The sequence below is a fragment of the Lentzea cavernae genome, from assembly GCF_014653695.1.
Lineage (GTDB): Bacteria > Actinomycetota > Actinomycetes > Mycobacteriales > Pseudonocardiaceae > Lentzea > Lentzea cavernae.
Genome location: NZ_BNAR01000004.1, coordinates 209,957 through 224,674, shown reverse-complemented (window position 1 = coordinate 224,674; position 14,718 = coordinate 209,957). Strand labels below are relative to the sequence as shown.

The window sequence follows — 14,718 nt, the reverse complement described above, 5'->3', positions numbered from 1 at the left end:
CCATTGTCGCGAAGAGCCGGGACCGGCGCAGGAGCCCCGGGTCCAGACCACCCCCGACCCAGGTCGTAACCGCGCACTCGACCCGGGGCCAATGCGGTCGAGCCGTGGGACCGATGTGGTCGCGGCGCGGAATGGACAGAGTGGTGGCCAGCCGGGCACGTATCCGCACGTTCGACAGGAGGACAACAACGATGCGCAGGACCTTGCCGGTCGCCCTCGCCGCGACCGCCCTGCTGGCCACCGCCGTTCCCGCCGGCTCAGCAGCGGCGCAGACCCTGACGTGGGGCGCCTGCCCCGAGGGCGTGGCCGCACCTCGGCTCGAGTGCTCGACCCTCGAAGTCCCGCTGGACCACCGCAGGCCCGGTGGCGAGCGGATCGAGATCGCGATCTCCCGGCTGGCCAGCGAGAACCCGGCCAAGCGCCGGGGTGTGCTGCTGACCAATCCGGGTGGCCCCGGCGGGGGAGGACTCGACTACCCCGCACTGCTCGCCGCCACGGGCCTGCCGAAGGACGTGCTCGACTCCTACGACGTCATCGGGTTCGACCCGCGCGGTGTCGGCCACAGCACGCCGGTGACCTGCGAGCTGACCGCGGAGCAGCAGGCACGAGGTGCTTTCGCGGCCTACGCCCACACCCCGGCCGACGTCACCCGCGAAGCCGGGTACGCGCGCTCCATCGCGACGCAGTGCGCCACTTCGCCGACGGCCAGGATGCTGCCGCACACCACCACCGCGAACACCGCTCGTGACATGGAGCGGATCCGGAAGGCGTTGGGCGAGAGGAAGATCTCCTTCCTCGGCGCCTCCTACGGCACCTACCTCGGTGCCGTGTACGCGACGATGTTCCCCGACCGCGGTGATCGGATCGTGCTCGACAGCAACCTGGGGCCCGGCGGGTACGACGTCACGGCGATGCGCCTGTTCGCCCGCGGTCTGGAGGACCGGTTCCCCGACTTCGCCGCGTATGCCGCGGCGCACCCGGACTACGGGCTGGGCACGACCCCGGAGCAGGTGACCGCCAAGTACTTCGACCTGGCGAAGCGGTTGGACGCCGCACCGGTCCAGGGCGTGACCGGGCTGGCCTTCCGCGGGCTCACCTTCGAGTACCTCTACAGCGACGCCGCCCTGCCCGCGCTGGCCAAGACCTGGCAGGCGATCGAGGCGAACCAGCCGGTGCCCCAGCTGCCGGTGACCGACCGGGACAACGCCATGTCCGCCCGGCTGTACGTGATCTGCGGTGATTCGCGCTGGCCGGACTCGGTCCGCGACTACCGGCGCGCGGTCGCCGTCGACCGGGTGAAGTACCCGATGCTCGGCGCGGTCACGGCCAACATCGGTCCGTGCGCGTTCTGGCCGGACCAGCGCACCGAGCCGCCGGTGCGCGTCGGGGACCGGGGCCCGTCGAACGTCCTGATGCTGCAGAACGAGCGCGATCCGGGCACCCCGCTGGCCGGTGCGCAGGAGATGCGGCGGGCGCTCGGGAAGCGGGCCACCCTGGTGACCGCCGACGAGGGCGGGCACGGCATCTACCCGTGGAGCGACAACCGGTGCGCCACGGACGCGGCGACGAAGTTCCTCACCACCGGGCAACTCCCGGCGCAGGACCTCGCCTGCGCCGCGCAACCGGGTCAGTGAGCGGGAGGCCTGCCGTGTTCGAGGAGATGCGCGAGCGCCGCGCCGCCCGGCGCCTCAAGCCCGGTGACGGGCACCCGCTGCTGCGGTTCCGGTGGTGGCAGCTGTTCGGCCGTTCCCTGTTCTACCTCCGGCTGGCCGGCGGCGGCGGGCACACCGTCTACGCCGTCGACGTCCGGCACAACCGCACCGACGCCGACGGATACACCAACGCCGATCTGTACGTCGACGGCAGGCACCACACCCGATCCCGCCTCCCGGCCGCGTTTCCCGTACCGGGCGGCAAGATCGAGGTGAAGCAGAGCGCCTTCGGGCTCAAGCGGTGCCACTACGTCACCCCCGACGGGCTCGAGCAGTGCCTCGAGCCCGACCGCTCCTCAGCAGAAGGGCGCCGCGCGCACCTCGACCGGGCCCACCCGGCGCTCAGCCGGGGGATCAGCGTCGTCTCGACGGTGGTGCTCCTCGTCTCGCTGGCGGTCCTGGTCCTGCAACTGCTGGAGAAGCTGACCCAGCCGGCGCCGATCGCGGCGCAGATCGGGACCTTCGTCTCACCGGTGGACCTGCCGGTGTGGCTCAACATCACGTTGGCGGTCGCGGCCGGGGTGGCCAGCACCGAGCGGGCGTTGAGGCTGCGGTTCAGCTGGCTGCTCGACGGCGGGGCCGGGTAGTTCCGCCTTCGCCTGCCGGAGGGTCATGCTTCCAGGTAGGCGAGGACGGCCAGGACGCGGCGGTTGTCGTCGTCGGACTGGTCGAGCCGGAGCTTGGTGAAGATGTTGAAGGTGTGCTTGCTGACCGTCTTCTCGGTGACCAGCATCCGCGTCGCGATCGCGGCGTTGGAGCGTCCCTGCGCCATCAGCGAGAGAACCTCCGTCTCCTTGGGGGACAGGGTCCTGAGGTCGGCCGACCGGCGGTTCACCAGTGCGGAGACCACCTCGGGGTCCATGACCGTGCCGCCCGCGGCGACCTTCCGCACGTCGGTGACGAACTGGTCGACGACCATGACCCGGTCCTTGAGCAGGTACCCCACCGCTCCGGCGCGGTCGGCCACGAGTTCTCTCGCGTAGAGCTGCTCCACGTACTGCGACAACACCATGACCGGTAGACCGGGGATCTCCTTGCGCGCCGCGATCGCGGCGCGCAAGCCCTCGTCGGTGAACGTCGGCGGCAGGCGCACGTCCACGACGGCGATGTCGGGCCGGAGGGTGGTCAGTGCGCGGAGCAGGTCAGGGCCGTTGTCGACGGCGTCCAGGACCTCGAAACCGTTCGCCTCGAAGATCCTGATCAGGCCTTCGCGGAGCAGCGCGAGGTCTTCGGCTATGACGAGGCGCACGGCAACGACATCCTTATCTCGGTGGGCCCTCCGGACGGGCTGTGCACGGTCAGGGTGCCGTCGAAGGCCGCCAGGCGGCGGGCGACGCCGCGCAGTCCGTTGCCGGCGTCGACGTCCGCGCCACCACGTCCGTCGTCGGTCACCCGCATCACGAGTTCCCCCGCGACGTCGGAGCGGGGCGTGAACTCGACCTCGATCCGGACGAGGCTCGCGCCGGCGTGCTTGATGGCGTTCGACAGGGCCTCGCTGACGGCGAAGTAGGCCGCGGACTCCACGGGCGCGGGCAGTCGTCCCGGCAGGTCGGTGACCACGGTGGTCTTGATCGGGTTGGCGAGGGCCAGTGCTCGCAGTGCGCCGTCGAGGCCGCGGTCGGCCAGCACCGGTGGGTGGATGCCGCGCACGAGGTCGCGCAGTTCGGTCAGGGCGTCGGCGGTCACCGTCTGGGCGTCGGACAGCATCCGCTGGACGGCCTGCGGGTCGTGGTCGAGCATCTGCTTCGCCAGGCCCAGGCTCATCCCCAGCGACACGAGACGGGCCTGAGCGCCGTCGTGGAGGTCCCGTTCGATCCGGCGCAGCTCGCTGGCCTGGGTGTCGATGTTCTCGGCTCGGGTCGCCGCCAGGTGGGCGACGCGGGCCCGCAGGCGCACCTGCTCGGTGGGGCCCAGCAGGGAGCGCATCACCAGGGCGTTCAGGCGCGTCAGCGGCCCGGAGGTGGCGTACCAGAGCGCCAGGAGCACCGCTCCGATCGGCACCAGGGCGAACGACTTCTGGACGCTGTCCAGGCGGAAGCCCTCACCCAGCGGCGTGCGGAACACCTGCGGAGGCGTCAGCTCGTAGATGACCGGGTAGATCAGGGCGGTCACGCCGAGGAGGAAGAGCACGAGCGACAGGCCGCCGGTGAACCAGATGGTGATCGAGTTGACCACCAGCCAGGCCCAGTCCCGCCAGCTCGCCGGGTCGCGCAGGACCGTCCACGAGCGACTCGGCCACCCGGATCGGGGGAGCTCCAGGTAGGACCGGTCCACCGGTTCGCCGAGCCGGTCGGCCGCCCACCCGCGGTGCAGGTCCGCGAACCAGCGGACCAGCACCGTCGCGAGCAGGGTGAGCGGGATCCCGGCCCCGAGCACGATCAGCGAGGTCGACGTGAGCCAGACGGTGGCCAGCGCCGCTCCCGCCGCCGCTCCGAGCAGCAGCACCAGCGACCAGCCCAGCCGGCGCAGCCGCAGGGCCAGCCCCGTTCGCCACGCGCGACCGCGGCGGGGAACAGGCGCACCGGTGTCGGTCATCGCGCTCCAACGTCGTCCATGGGTGTCGGGAGTGGTCCAGCTGCCCACGATCATGGCCGGGCGGCCGCGTCTCGCACAGTGGAGTTTCCTCCACCGGGAAACCGGTGGCCGACCGGATCGTCGGACCACCCGGCGATTTCTAGGGTTCTCGTCATGGTCAATCACACGAACCCGTTGCGCCGCAGGAAGTTCCTCGTCCCCTCCGCGATCCTGCTGGCCGTCTCGCTCGCCGCGTGCTCCACACCGGACGCCGCGAGCAGCACGTCGTCGACCGCGCCGAGCGCACCCGCGACCACGACCCGCAAGGTGACGAACGCCGAGCACGAGGTCGTCTTCCACGTGACGGAGGGGAAGCTGCCCGCGCTGGTGCTGGACGCGGGCGGCGGGCTGAGCTCGTCGTACTGGAAGGACCTGGCGCCGCGGCTGGCGCGGGCCACGGGGTCGAAGGTCATCACCTACGACCGGGCCGGTGAAGGCGAGAGCGACGAGATCTCGGGACCGTGGCGGGTGGAGAACGCGGTGTCGGACCTGGAGGCCGGGCTGAAGGAGCTGGGGGTGACCGACGACGTGGTGCTGGTCTCGCACTCGATCGCCGGCGAGGTCGCCACCGGCTTCGTGAACGAGAACCCCGGCTGGGTGTCCGGTGCCGTGCTCGTCGACGCCAACGTGCCCGACTTCTTCACCGACGACATGCTGACGGCGTTCGCACCGGCCGTGGAGAAGCAGAAGAACGCACTGCTGGCCCAACCGTCGACCAAGAAGAACCGCCAGCTGCTGTCGGTGATGGTCGACTACGCCCCCACCCACCGCGCGTTCCACGAGCTCACCTGGCCGCAGGACGTGCCGGTGACCGCGATCGTCGCGTCCCAGACCCCGTTCACCGACTCACCCGACGCCGCCCAGTTGTGGCGGGACGCGCAGGCGCGCTTCGCCCAGGCAGGGCCGAATCGGAAGCACGTGGTCGCCGAGAACACGTCGCACGAGGGGATCGTGACCGAACGGCCCGACGTCATCGCCGGTGCCGTGGAGGAGATGTTGAAGGCTGTTCGCTAGCGGTCAGAGGCGGTGAGCCCGGACGACGCCCCCGTGACGACCGCGCGAACGCCGGCGAGGTCCACGCCGCGAGGACGTCGTCCGCGGTGAACGGCGACCCGGACGTCACCGGCCGCGCGTGCGTGGCCGGTAGGCCGCCAGCACCAGGGCGAGGCCGCTCAGGACGATGACCACACCCGCCCACAGGCCGTGCTCGATGTCGGCGCCCGTGGCCGCCAGTGCCGGGGTGCCGCCGGTGGGGCGGAAGCGGGCCTCGGGGACGAGGTCGTCGCCGCTCGACGCGGGTGGGGGAGCGACGGTCGCGGTCTGCGGTGGTGGCGGGGTGTCCGCGCAGTCGGCGCCGAGGCGCATCGTCAGCGGGTCGAGGTCGGCTCCGGTCTGGTAGAAGCCGGCGAACGCCTCCGAAGTCGCCAGGGTGACCGGGACTGACGGCCAGGTGAGCAGTCCGCCCGAGGGGGTGGCTGCCGGTGCGGTGAGCCTGCCCAGTTCCACTCCGGGGAGGGCGACCGGGTTGGCGGGAGCTCCTGGCTGGGTCCTGAGTTCGACGTCGGCGCGCAGAACCGTCGTGCCGTCCGAAGTGGACACCTGCGGGTTCGAGATCAGCATGGTGAAGAAGTGGCTCGGGTAGGCGAGGGCGACCGTGCCGCGGAACTTGGCGGTGAACCGGCTCGGTGAGGTGTAGTCGGCGGAGTCGAACGAGAACCGGTACGCCCCGGTGGGAACACCCCTGGGGTTGGGGACGCCGTCGATGACGACCTCGTCCAGGTTCGTGATGGAGGCGCCGCCCGACGCCGTGATCGAGTTGCCGGTGGCACCGCCCAGGCCGACGCCGACGTACTGCCGGAAGCTCTTCTTCAGGCCCCACAACAGTTCGCCGTTGCGCACGGTGCCGGGGGTGAGTGCGCAGCCGGCGGGTGCGGGTGAGCTGCTCGTCGTGGAGGCCGGGGCCAACGCCGGCGGGCCGGTGGTGCTCACCGGGGCGGGCGCACTGGCCGAGGTGACGGTGGTCGTCGTGACCGTGGTCGTCGTGACCGGTACGTCTGTCACGGGGCCCTGTGCGGCCAGGAAGACCAGGCCCGCTACTGCGGCGATGCTCATGAGTGGACCTTCTTCCGCTTGCGCAGCAACAGGATGGCGCCGACGATCAGGACGGCACCGGCCCCGATGCCCGCCGCCCACCGCCAGTCGAAGCCCTCGGAGGGTGGTGCCGGGGCTTCCGAGGCCTTCTCCGCGACCGCCGCTGTCACCGTCAGCGGTACCGAACCGACGGCGCCGGACGAGGCGCCGGTGAACTCGATCGTGTGCGCGCCCGCGGCGACGTCGGCGGGGATGGTCGCGGTGTGGTTCACCGCACCGGCCGCGTCGGACTTCGCCGGGGCGAGGAAGAGCTTGGACGCGCCCAGGGTCACGGTGACCTGCTCGTCGGCGGCGAAGCCGGTGCCCGTGACCGCGACGGTCCCGCCCGCCTCGACCACGCCCGCCGCCGCCGTCAGCGTCGCGGCGCGCGCCGGTTGCGCGGCCGGGGTTCCCTGCTGCGGGGGCGGCGCCTGACCGGGAGCCGGAGCGGGCGGCGGGGTCGCGGCGGGAGGGGCGCCGGGGGCGGCGAACCGGATCGGGGTGAAGGTCTCGTTGGTGGGGTTGACCACGCCGTGCGCGCCGATGGTGATGATGCCGCACGTCACCTTGGTGCAGTCGACCTCGCTGGTGTTGCCCGCGCGGTCCACCGCTCGGAAGCGGGCGCCCGGAATGATCATTTCCGCGCTCCACGACCCGTCGGCACCGACGGTGCCTCCGTTGGCGCTGGAGGCGGTGTCGCTGCCGGGGAAGGCCACGAACCTCTGGTAGCCCCGGTTGTCCCTGGCCTCGCTGTCCTGGATGTAGCGGTAGGTCGCGCCGGCCGCGCCTCCCCTGCTCGGCTGCCACGCGCCGTCGGCGACCCAGCCGATCAGGACGTAGACACCGCCGTGCGCCTTGGCGATGGACTGGAAACCGGTGCCGCGCACGGTCACGGCGGTGGCGTAGTCGGGATCGGCGACGGACACCGACAGGCTCACCCTCGCCGCCGCGACGGCGGTGGCCGGCATCAGCGCGGACAGGGCCACGCCGGTCACGGCCAGAGCGCTCAAAGCTCTTGCTGTGCGGGACATCGTCATTCCTCTCTGGAGCGCACGGGCAGTACGACGGGCATCCCTGTGCGCGGGTGCGGGAAGACCTCGACGGGGTGGCGGTAGACGTCGCTGAGCAGTTCCGCCGTGCAGACGTCCTGCGGCGGGCCGGTGGCGACGAGCGCGCCGCCGTCGAGGACCGCCACGCGGTCGGCGTGCGCCGCCGCCAGGGTCAGGTCGTGCAGCACGACCAGCACCGCGCCCCCGTCCCGCGCTCGACGGCGTGCGAGGGACAGCACCAGCTCCTGGTGCCGCAGGTCCAGCGCCGCCGTCGGTTCGTCCAGCAGCAGCACCGGGGTGCTCTGCGCGAGCACCCGGGCCAGCGCGACCCTCGCCTGCTCTCCGCCCGACAGCGTCGGGTGGGCGCGGTCCGCCAGGTGCTCGACCCCGGTGTCCCGCAGCGCGGTCGTGACGACGTCGTCGTCCTCGTCCTCCTCCGGGGTTCCCTGCCAGGGAGCCCTGCCCATCTCGACGACCGAGCGGACGTCGAACGGGAACGCGACCGGGTTGTGCTGGGGCAGCACGGCTCTGCGCCGAGCCGCGTCGACGTGCCGCCACCTGGCCAGGGACACCCCGTCGAGCAGAACGTCCCCAGTGGACGGTGGCAGGTCGCCCGCCATCGCGGCCAGCAAGGTCGACTTGCCCGCTCCGTTCGGGCCCACCAGGACGAGGACCTCGCCCGCGTGGAGCTGGAGGGACACCCGGTCGACCAGCAGGCTGCCCCCGATCCGCACGCTCACGTCCACCGCGTTGATCACGCCCATCCTCCGGCCGTCGTCCTGGTCCTGCGCAGCAGCCAGAAGAAGAACGGACCGCCGACCAGCGCGGTGACCATGCCGATGGGCAGGTCCGCGTAGGACACGACGGTGCGGGCGAGCAGGTCGGCGGAGGCGAGCAGAACGGCGCCGCCGAGCAGGCTCGCGGGCACGAGCACCAGGTGACCCGGTCCCATCACGATGCGCACCAGGTGCGGCACGACCAGGCCGACGAACGCGATGATGCCGGCGTAGGACACGGCGGCGGACACCCCCACCGCCACGGCGCAGGTGACGACCAGCCGCACCCGCTCGACGTTCACGCCGAGGTGCCTCGCCTGCCGGTCGCCGAGCGAGAGCAGGTCGAGTCTGCGAGCGGTGGCGAGGGCGACGAGCGCGGTGAGGGCGGCGAGCGGGAGCACGACCCAGACGTACGGCCACCGCGCGCCCGCGACGGAACCCAGTTGCCAGAACACGATCTGCTCGCGTGCCGACTGGTCGCCGACGAACATGAGCAGGGCGACGAGCGCTCCCGCCACCGCGTTGACGGCGACGCCGGTGAGGATCATCGACACGGTGCCGGTCCTGCCGTTCGAGCGTGAGAGCGCGTACACCGACAGGGTGGTGATCAGCCCGGTGGCGAACGCGATGCCGGGCGTGGTGAAGGCGCCGAGGAACGTCAAGCCGAACACGATCGACACGCAGGCCCCGACCGCCGCGCCGGAGGCCACTCCGACGACACCGGGTTCGGCCAGGGGGTTGCCGAACGTTCCCTGCATCAGCGCCCCGCAGACGCCGAGCGTCGCTCCCACCAGGAGCGACATGACGACGCGCGGGAAGCGGACCGACCACAGCACGCCCTCCGCGTACGGGTCAGCGAGCTCCTGGCCGGTGAGCGCGCGCAGGACGTCCGTCACCGGCATCCCGTACTGCCCGGCTCCCGCCGAGGCGATCGACACGATCACCAGTGCGGCGGTCAGCCCGGCGAACAACGCGATCACCTTCGTGCGGCGGTGTTCACGCGCGTTGCCGAGCCTGACGGCGATGTCGGCGGTCATGGCGCGTACAGAGCCCGGGCCAGGCCGTCGAGCACGGCGGCGGTCTGGGGCCCGAAACCGAGCACGGCGGTGTCGTCCATGTCGACGAACCGCTTGCGTTGCGCGGCGGGGGTCTGCGCGACACCGGGCACGGACTGCATGTTGTCCACCCCGCCCACGGACTTCAGGCCGCCGGTCATCAGCAGGATCACGTCCGGTCTCGCCTTGGCGAGCGCCTCGGGGTTGATCGGCCGCATCCCCTCCAGGCCCGCCTCGGTGGCGACGTCGACCGCGCCGAGGGACTGGATCAGCGCGTCGGCGCCCGACCCCTTGCCGAACAGGTAGTAGATGCCCGCCTGACCGCGCAGGTAGAGGAAGACCACCCTCGGCTTGCGCTCCTGCTCGTCCGGTGCCAGCCGGTCGATCTGGGCGATGGTGGTGGTGATCTCGGAGTCCATGCGCCGCACCAGTTTCTCGCCGGTGGCGGGCACGCCGAGCGCCGCGGCGACCGTGCGCACGATGGGCGCGTTGTTCTCCAGCCCCCGCTTGGGGTCGAGGACGACGACCGGAACTCCCGCGTCACGTAGTTGCAGCACCGCGTCCCACGGCCCGAGCGTGGTGTCGGTGAGAACGACGGTGGGACGCAGGCTCATCAGCGCCTCGGCGTTGAGCTGATGGCCGTTCACGGTCACCAGGGGGAGGTGCCGTGCGGACGGGAAGCCCGTCGAGGTGTCCCTGCCCACCACGCGGTCTCCCAGGCCCAGCCCGAACACCGTGGCGGCCAGCGTGCCGGAGATGTCCAGGGCGAGGACGCGATCGGCCGAGGTGACCGTGACGACGGTGTCCTGGTTGTCCGTGACGGTCACGGGAAGCGCCGGCGTGGGCCGGTCGATCGGGACGACGTCGTTGTTCGCGACCAGCGCCGTCGTCGGTCCCTCGTGGGTCCTGGGGTCGGCGATCGGGGTCAGCTCCGAGAGCGGAGGGCGGTCACCGGCCTGGCTCGCGGCGTCGCGCGCACCGCCCGGCGGGCTCGAACACGCGGCGAGCAGGACCAGTGCCACCACCAGCGACAGGGCGCGCATCATGCTTCCTTCTTCAGCGCGGCGGCGACCGCCGCGTCGATGCGTTGTTGTTCCAGAGCCGCACGGGCCTTGGCGCGAGCGCGGAGTGCGAGCACGAGGCAGACGACGAGGAGCAGGCAGACGGCGGCGGACCACGGCAGCGCGAGCGTGCCCGGAGTCGCGGTCACCGGCTTCAGCTCGGCGCCGCCCGCGACGGCCGGTGTCACGGTGATCTCGGCGGACACCCTGCCCGAGGGCGGCATCGCCGCGGAGGCCGTCCTGACGACGCGCTCGCCGGGGAGGAGTTCCGGGATCGGCTCGGTCCGGGCGTCGGCGGCGAACCAGCCGAACATCCCCCGCATGCGCAGGGAGTGGGAGGCGGTCAGCCGGACGTTGCCGGTGTTGACCACCGTGTACTCGACCCGTGCGGTGCCCTTTCCGACGGGGTTCGGCGTGCCGTCGTAGTGGACCGCGACGTCCCGGATCTCGACGGCGGGGGAGAGCGCTCCCGCGACCCGGAGGTGCATCCTCGACCCCAGCCGCCGGTCGACGGTGATGCCGGTCTCGGCCTCCACCCTGATGGAGGTGATCACGCCGCCGCTGTGGTCTCCGGGGGTGGCGTCGGCGGGCACCGTCACGGTGAAGGGCACGGCGACCGTCTGTCCTGCCGGGACGGTCACGGCAGGTGCCTCGAAGGCCGCCCACGAGCCTGCGCCGGTCGACGGTTCCCCGGCCGCCTTGAGGTCCAGTTGCCCCGACGAGGTGGTGAAGGCGTCGGCGGCGTACACGGCGAACGTGAGCGCGCGCTTCTCGTGGTTGCTCACCGCCAGCGCATCGGTGAGCACGGCACCGGGGGCGACGGAGTAGGAGAAGTTCGGCCGTTTCTCGCCCAGCGCGGAGTCGGCCGGCCGGACACCCCAGGTGACGTTCTGGGCGTGGGCCGTGCCGGGGAGGCCGAGGAGTGCCAGCACGATCGCGGCGCACGCGGCGAGGAAGCGGAGCATGGCGGGTCCAGTCGGGGGAGATGGGCGTGGACACCGTGCAACGGTGCCCACGCACGGGATCAGCTCAGAGCGGTCAGGGTGAGGGTCGCGTCGTACGTCCCCGACTCCGCGACGTTCAGCGGGACCTTGAGCTCCAGAGCGGCACCGAGCAGCGCCGAGCCGGACGCGTGGTCCAGGGGAGCGCTGCCCAGCGTCGCGGACTGCTTGAGGCCCTGGCCGCCGTCGAAGCCGGAGACCGTCCGGGTGCCGGCCACGGCGCCACCGGTGTTCTCGGTGACGTTCGGGGTCCAGCCGAGGTACTTGCCGTCGAACGACTTGCCCGCTGCCGAGAAGTCGCTCACCTGGGCCGACACCGACCACACGGGCGAACCGGCGCGCGTGTCGGTGACGCGGACGGGGTTGATCGTGCCCGCGGCCAGGAAGTGGTCACCCGCGCGCTCGGCCGTGCCGAGGTTGACCAGGCCGTTGCCGCCGTCGATCGTCCACACGAACTCGCCGGGCTCGACCGTCTCGGGAAGGGTCACCCGGAGGCTCTGGTCGGTGTTCGACGGTTCCGGCGTGACCGCGACCGAGTAGCCGACGTCGAACGGAAGCGCGGGCTTGTAGTTCTGGTTGCCGCCGCAGCCCGTCGAGTAGAAGTGGGGGCGGATGGAGGACGGCACGGTGTTGACGAACTGGGGAGCCCACGAACCCCACCCGCTGGCGCACTCGCGCACCTGGGCCGAGCCGTCGGCGACGTCCACCTGGACACCCTGGTAGTCGGGCGTGACGCGGTAGCCGGTCGAGCCGAGGTTCGACAGGGAGCCCGCGTCGTAGGTGACGAGGGTCAGCCTGCCGAAGTTCTGCGGCGCGGTGGGGTTGCCGCCGATGTCGACACCGGCGCCGAGGCTGAACTCCGCGCTGAGCGAACCGGAACCGTCCGCGGCCACGGTCACCACGGGGTTGCTGTAGACCTCGTCGGGCGCGTTGAACTGCGCGGGGTAGGCGTTGACGGTGTAGCTGCCGGTGAACGACAGGGCGCCGGCACCGGTCGCCGGGTCCACGGTGCCCGTGCCGCCGGTGAACTTGACGGCGTTCGGGGTCTTCTGCGGCGAGGACACCGGCATGGACGTCGCCGGGGCCGGGCTGACGGAGTACTCGGTCTGGCTGCCGCCGGAGACCGAACCCTGCAGCACCGAGGCGTTGCCGGTCAGGTTCTTGTACGACCACGGACCGAAGATGCCGATCTGGGCGTAACCGTTGAGACCCCAGACGAACGTGGCGTTCGTGACGGTCTCGGGCGCGGCGGAGGCGCTGGGCGCGCCGAACACGGTGGCCGCGAGCAGCGCCGCTGCTCCCGCGGCGACGGCTCTCGCGGCTTGCGGTCTTTGCATGACTTCACTCCGATGCATGGGGCCGACTTAGGCTAGGCAACCCTAACTTCCCATTCCGGACGACGGTAGTGCGACCTGCATCTCACTGTCTACAAAGGACTTCAGGCGCACGCCGACCAAGGGTGCCTGCGGTGCAGACACCCTTGCGGGACAGGCTCGTTGGCTTCCGGTGCGGTCAGAGGTGCTTCGCGGCGAGGTCCGCGAAGACGGCTCGGTTGAGGCGGAACGCCCTGTTGGTCTCCTCGACCAGGTCGTCGCGCTCGGTCTCGGTCCAGGGGGTGGTGTCGAGAAGGGCGCGGTAGTGGTTGCGGAACGGTTTGGGCTTCGCCACCTCGTCGAACCGGTAGAAGCGCACGCCGTCCTCGTGCAGGCCGTAGATCTCCTGCATCTTCCTGCGGATGACCTGGCCGCCGGAGAGGTCGCCGAGGTAGCGCGTGTAGTGGTGCGCCACCCATGCTTCGCGTTTCGTGAAGCACACCTCGTGCAAACGGTCCACATAGGACTGGGTGGAGGGGAGTGCGGTGAGGCGGGTTTGCCAGTCGTGGCCCAGCAGGTGGGTCAGATCCCGGCGGAGGGGTTCCCGCCGGGCCAGGCCGCTGATGGCGAACCCGCCCACCAGCGGATCGTTCTTCCAGTGGTCGCTCGCCTGCTCCAGGACGCTGTAGAACAGATGGCTCTGTCCCAGCAGATCGGCGTAGGCGTCGAGCTCCAGCCTGCCGTTCAGCAGCGCCTCGACGAACTCCGACCGCTCCGCGTGCTCGTGTTCCTGCCGGGTGCCCGCTCGCAAGCGGGCGGCGAAGCTCTCGTCCAGTGCAGTCATCCCCACCCTCTTAAGTATGCCTAACCTAAATTAAGGGTGGGAGCGAGGTTCGGGCCAGAGCGACTTTTCGGACAGGCCGCTCACGTGGAGTGATCAGCTCCCGGTCCTGCGCGACTCGGCGACTCACAGCTGGTTCAACGGGTGAGGTCCCCCCTCGAAGTAGATGCGCCTCCTGCCGGCGTCGACGTGGCAGTCCCATCCGACCGGGAGCTGCTGCAGGTAGGCGACGGCGGCGGCGGTGAGGACCACCTCGCCGCGGCGGCGGCCGCGCTTGATGCCGGCAGGTACGTCCATGCCGCACAAGTGGTCGGCGTACACCGGGTCGAGCGTGGCTCCGTAGAGCCGGGGATCGTCCGCCGCCTCGCGGGCGGCCTGCCGCGACCGTTCCGGACCGCTGGTCACGGCGTCCTCACCACGACCTCGACGGGACGGTCGCCGAACTCGGCGACGGCCTGCCGGATCCGGTCCGCGTCGGCCGCCGCGGCGGGAATCGCCGTGGTGGCCGGGAGATCGGTGAGCACGGTGCCCCGCACCGCGTCGTCGCCGGCGACGTGCCCCGGCGCGAGCCGGACGCCGGCCTCCACGAGGCCCGGTGCCGCACCGGCCAGGTCGAGCCGTGCCACGGCAGGCCACGGCAGGTGGGTCCGGCCCAGCTTGACCCCTGTCGCGTCGATCTGCAGCAGCGTCCACCGGGCGGCGTGCTGGTTCACGACGGCCAGCAGCGAGCCGATGAGGGCGAACACGACCAGGCTGCGCGGCAACGACGGGACTTCCAGCGCCCACGCGACGTAGACGACGACAGCGCCGCCTACGAACACCGCGGCGATCTTCCCCGCCAGCCACGCGGTCGAGTTCGGCCGGTCGACGCGGTACCGCACCTTCCGCCGGATCCGCCGGGCCGTGAGCGACGCGGTCACCAGCAGTGCGAGGCCGCTGACCATCGCCAGTGCCGGGCCGGTCCCGAACTCCTCGGCCAGGTAGCCGCCGGCGACCAGTGCTGTGATCGCGCCGACAGCGGCCAGGACCTCCACCAGTCGCACCAACCGCAGTCTGCGTTCTCGCTCCTGCGCCGCGGGAGTGGCCGTTGACATCTCGTTCCCCTTCCTGGGACACCACGTTCGCGGTCATCACAGGGCGGGGCGGCACGCCGGAGCCAGGCCAGCGACCGGCCATTTGTGGCCGGTCCTCCCATCTGGGGAAACG

At 71.6% G+C, this 14,718-nt stretch carries 15 protein-coding genes; 3 read left to right on the top strand and 12 right to left on the bottom strand.

What is annotated here, in order from left to right; translation table 11 throughout:
• Positions 1-191: 191 nt before the first annotated feature.
• Both IE307_RS15050 and IE307_RS15045 read left to right on the top strand, forming a co-directional pair.
• Complete coding sequence (locus tag IE307_RS15050; RefSeq protein WP_191298563.1) at positions 192-1,634, top strand: alpha/beta hydrolase; 1,443 nt, start codon at positions 192-194, stop codon at positions 1,632-1,634.
• Positions 1,635-1,648: 14 nt separating this feature from the next.
• Positions 1,649-2,299: a hypothetical protein gene (locus IE307_RS15045; RefSeq protein ID WP_191298562.1), complete on the top strand. Its 651-nt coding sequence runs from the start codon at positions 1,649-1,651 to the stop codon at positions 2,297-2,299.
• Between the two features lie 23 nt (positions 2,300-2,322).
• Here IE307_RS15045 and IE307_RS15040 read toward each other — a convergent pair whose 3' ends face one another.
• Both IE307_RS15040 and IE307_RS15035 read right to left on the bottom strand, forming a co-directional pair.
• On the bottom strand, positions 2,323-2,961 hold the full coding sequence (locus IE307_RS15040; protein ID WP_191298561.1) for a response regulator transcription factor: 639 nt from the start codon (positions 2,959-2,961) through the stop codon (positions 2,323-2,325).
• A complete protein-coding gene (locus IE307_RS15035; protein WP_191298560.1) occupies positions 2,946-4,247 on the bottom strand; it encodes a sensor histidine kinase in 1,302 nt (433 codons plus the stop codon). The genes IE307_RS15040 and IE307_RS15035 overlap by 16 nt, the downstream gene beginning before the upstream one ends.
• A gap of 153 nt (positions 4,248-4,400) precedes the next feature.
• Between IE307_RS15035 and IE307_RS15030 the strand changes: the two genes are divergently transcribed.
• Positions 4,401-5,300: an alpha/beta fold hydrolase gene (locus tag IE307_RS15030; RefSeq protein WP_191298559.1), complete on the top strand. Its 900-nt coding sequence runs from the start codon at positions 4,401-4,403 to the stop codon at positions 5,298-5,300.
• 105 nt (positions 5,301-5,405) lie between these two features.
• On the opposite strand, the gene IE307_RS15025 is transcribed toward IE307_RS15030, so the two are convergent.
• The 10 genes from IE307_RS15025 to IE307_RS14980 form a co-directional block, all read right to left on the bottom strand.
• Positions 5,406-6,398 carry an HtaA domain-containing protein gene (locus IE307_RS15025; RefSeq protein ID WP_191298558.1) on the bottom strand — a complete coding sequence of 331 codons (993 nt, stop codon included), beginning with the start codon at positions 6,396-6,398 and terminating at the stop codon, positions 5,406-5,408.
• On the bottom strand, positions 6,395-7,447 hold the full coding sequence (locus tag IE307_RS15020) for a hypothetical protein (protein ID WP_229904722.1): 1,053 nt from the start codon (positions 7,445-7,447) through the stop codon (positions 6,395-6,397). Before IE307_RS15020 ends, IE307_RS15025 begins: the two co-directional genes overlap by 4 nt.
• A 2-nt stretch (positions 7,448-7,449) precedes the next feature.
• Positions 7,450-8,223 (bottom strand): heme ABC transporter ATP-binding protein, encoded by a 774-nt coding sequence (locus IE307_RS15015; protein ID WP_229904721.1) that lies wholly within the window; start codon positions 8,221-8,223, stop codon positions 7,450-7,452.
• Entirely contained in the window at positions 8,220-9,278 is a 1,059-nt protein-coding gene (locus IE307_RS15010; RefSeq protein ID WP_191298556.1) for a FecCD family ABC transporter permease, read from the bottom strand. Before IE307_RS15010 ends, IE307_RS15015 begins: the two co-directional genes overlap by 4 nt.
• On the bottom strand, positions 9,275-10,342 hold the full coding sequence (locus IE307_RS15005; protein WP_229904720.1) for a heme/hemin ABC transporter substrate-binding protein: 1,068 nt from the start codon (positions 10,340-10,342) through the stop codon (positions 9,275-9,277). Before IE307_RS15005 ends, IE307_RS15010 begins: the two co-directional genes overlap by 4 nt.
• Positions 10,339-11,322 (bottom strand): WxL protein peptidoglycan domain-containing protein, encoded by a 984-nt coding sequence (locus IE307_RS15000; protein WP_191298555.1) that lies wholly within the window; start codon positions 11,320-11,322, stop codon positions 10,339-10,341. Before IE307_RS15000 ends, IE307_RS15005 begins: the two co-directional genes overlap by 4 nt.
• 59 nt (positions 11,323-11,381) lie before the next feature.
• On the bottom strand, positions 11,382-12,695 hold the full coding sequence (locus IE307_RS14995; protein ID WP_191298554.1) for a hypothetical protein: 1,314 nt from the start codon (positions 12,693-12,695) through the stop codon (positions 11,382-11,384).
• Between the two features lie 175 nt (positions 12,696-12,870).
• A complete protein-coding gene (locus IE307_RS14990) occupies positions 12,871-13,515 on the bottom strand; it encodes a biliverdin-producing heme oxygenase (RefSeq protein WP_191298553.1) in 645 nt (214 codons plus the stop codon).
• A 123-nt stretch (positions 13,516-13,638) separates the two neighbouring features.
• On the bottom strand, positions 13,639-13,917 hold the full coding sequence (locus tag IE307_RS14985) for a hypothetical protein (protein ID WP_191298552.1): 279 nt from the start codon (positions 13,915-13,917) through the stop codon (positions 13,639-13,641).
• On the bottom strand, positions 13,914-14,555 hold the full coding sequence (locus tag IE307_RS14980) for a hypothetical protein (protein ID WP_191298551.1): 642 nt from the start codon (positions 14,553-14,555) through the stop codon (positions 13,914-13,916). Before IE307_RS14980 ends, IE307_RS14985 begins: the two co-directional genes overlap by 4 nt.
• Between the last annotated feature and the right edge of the window lie 163 nt (positions 14,556-14,718).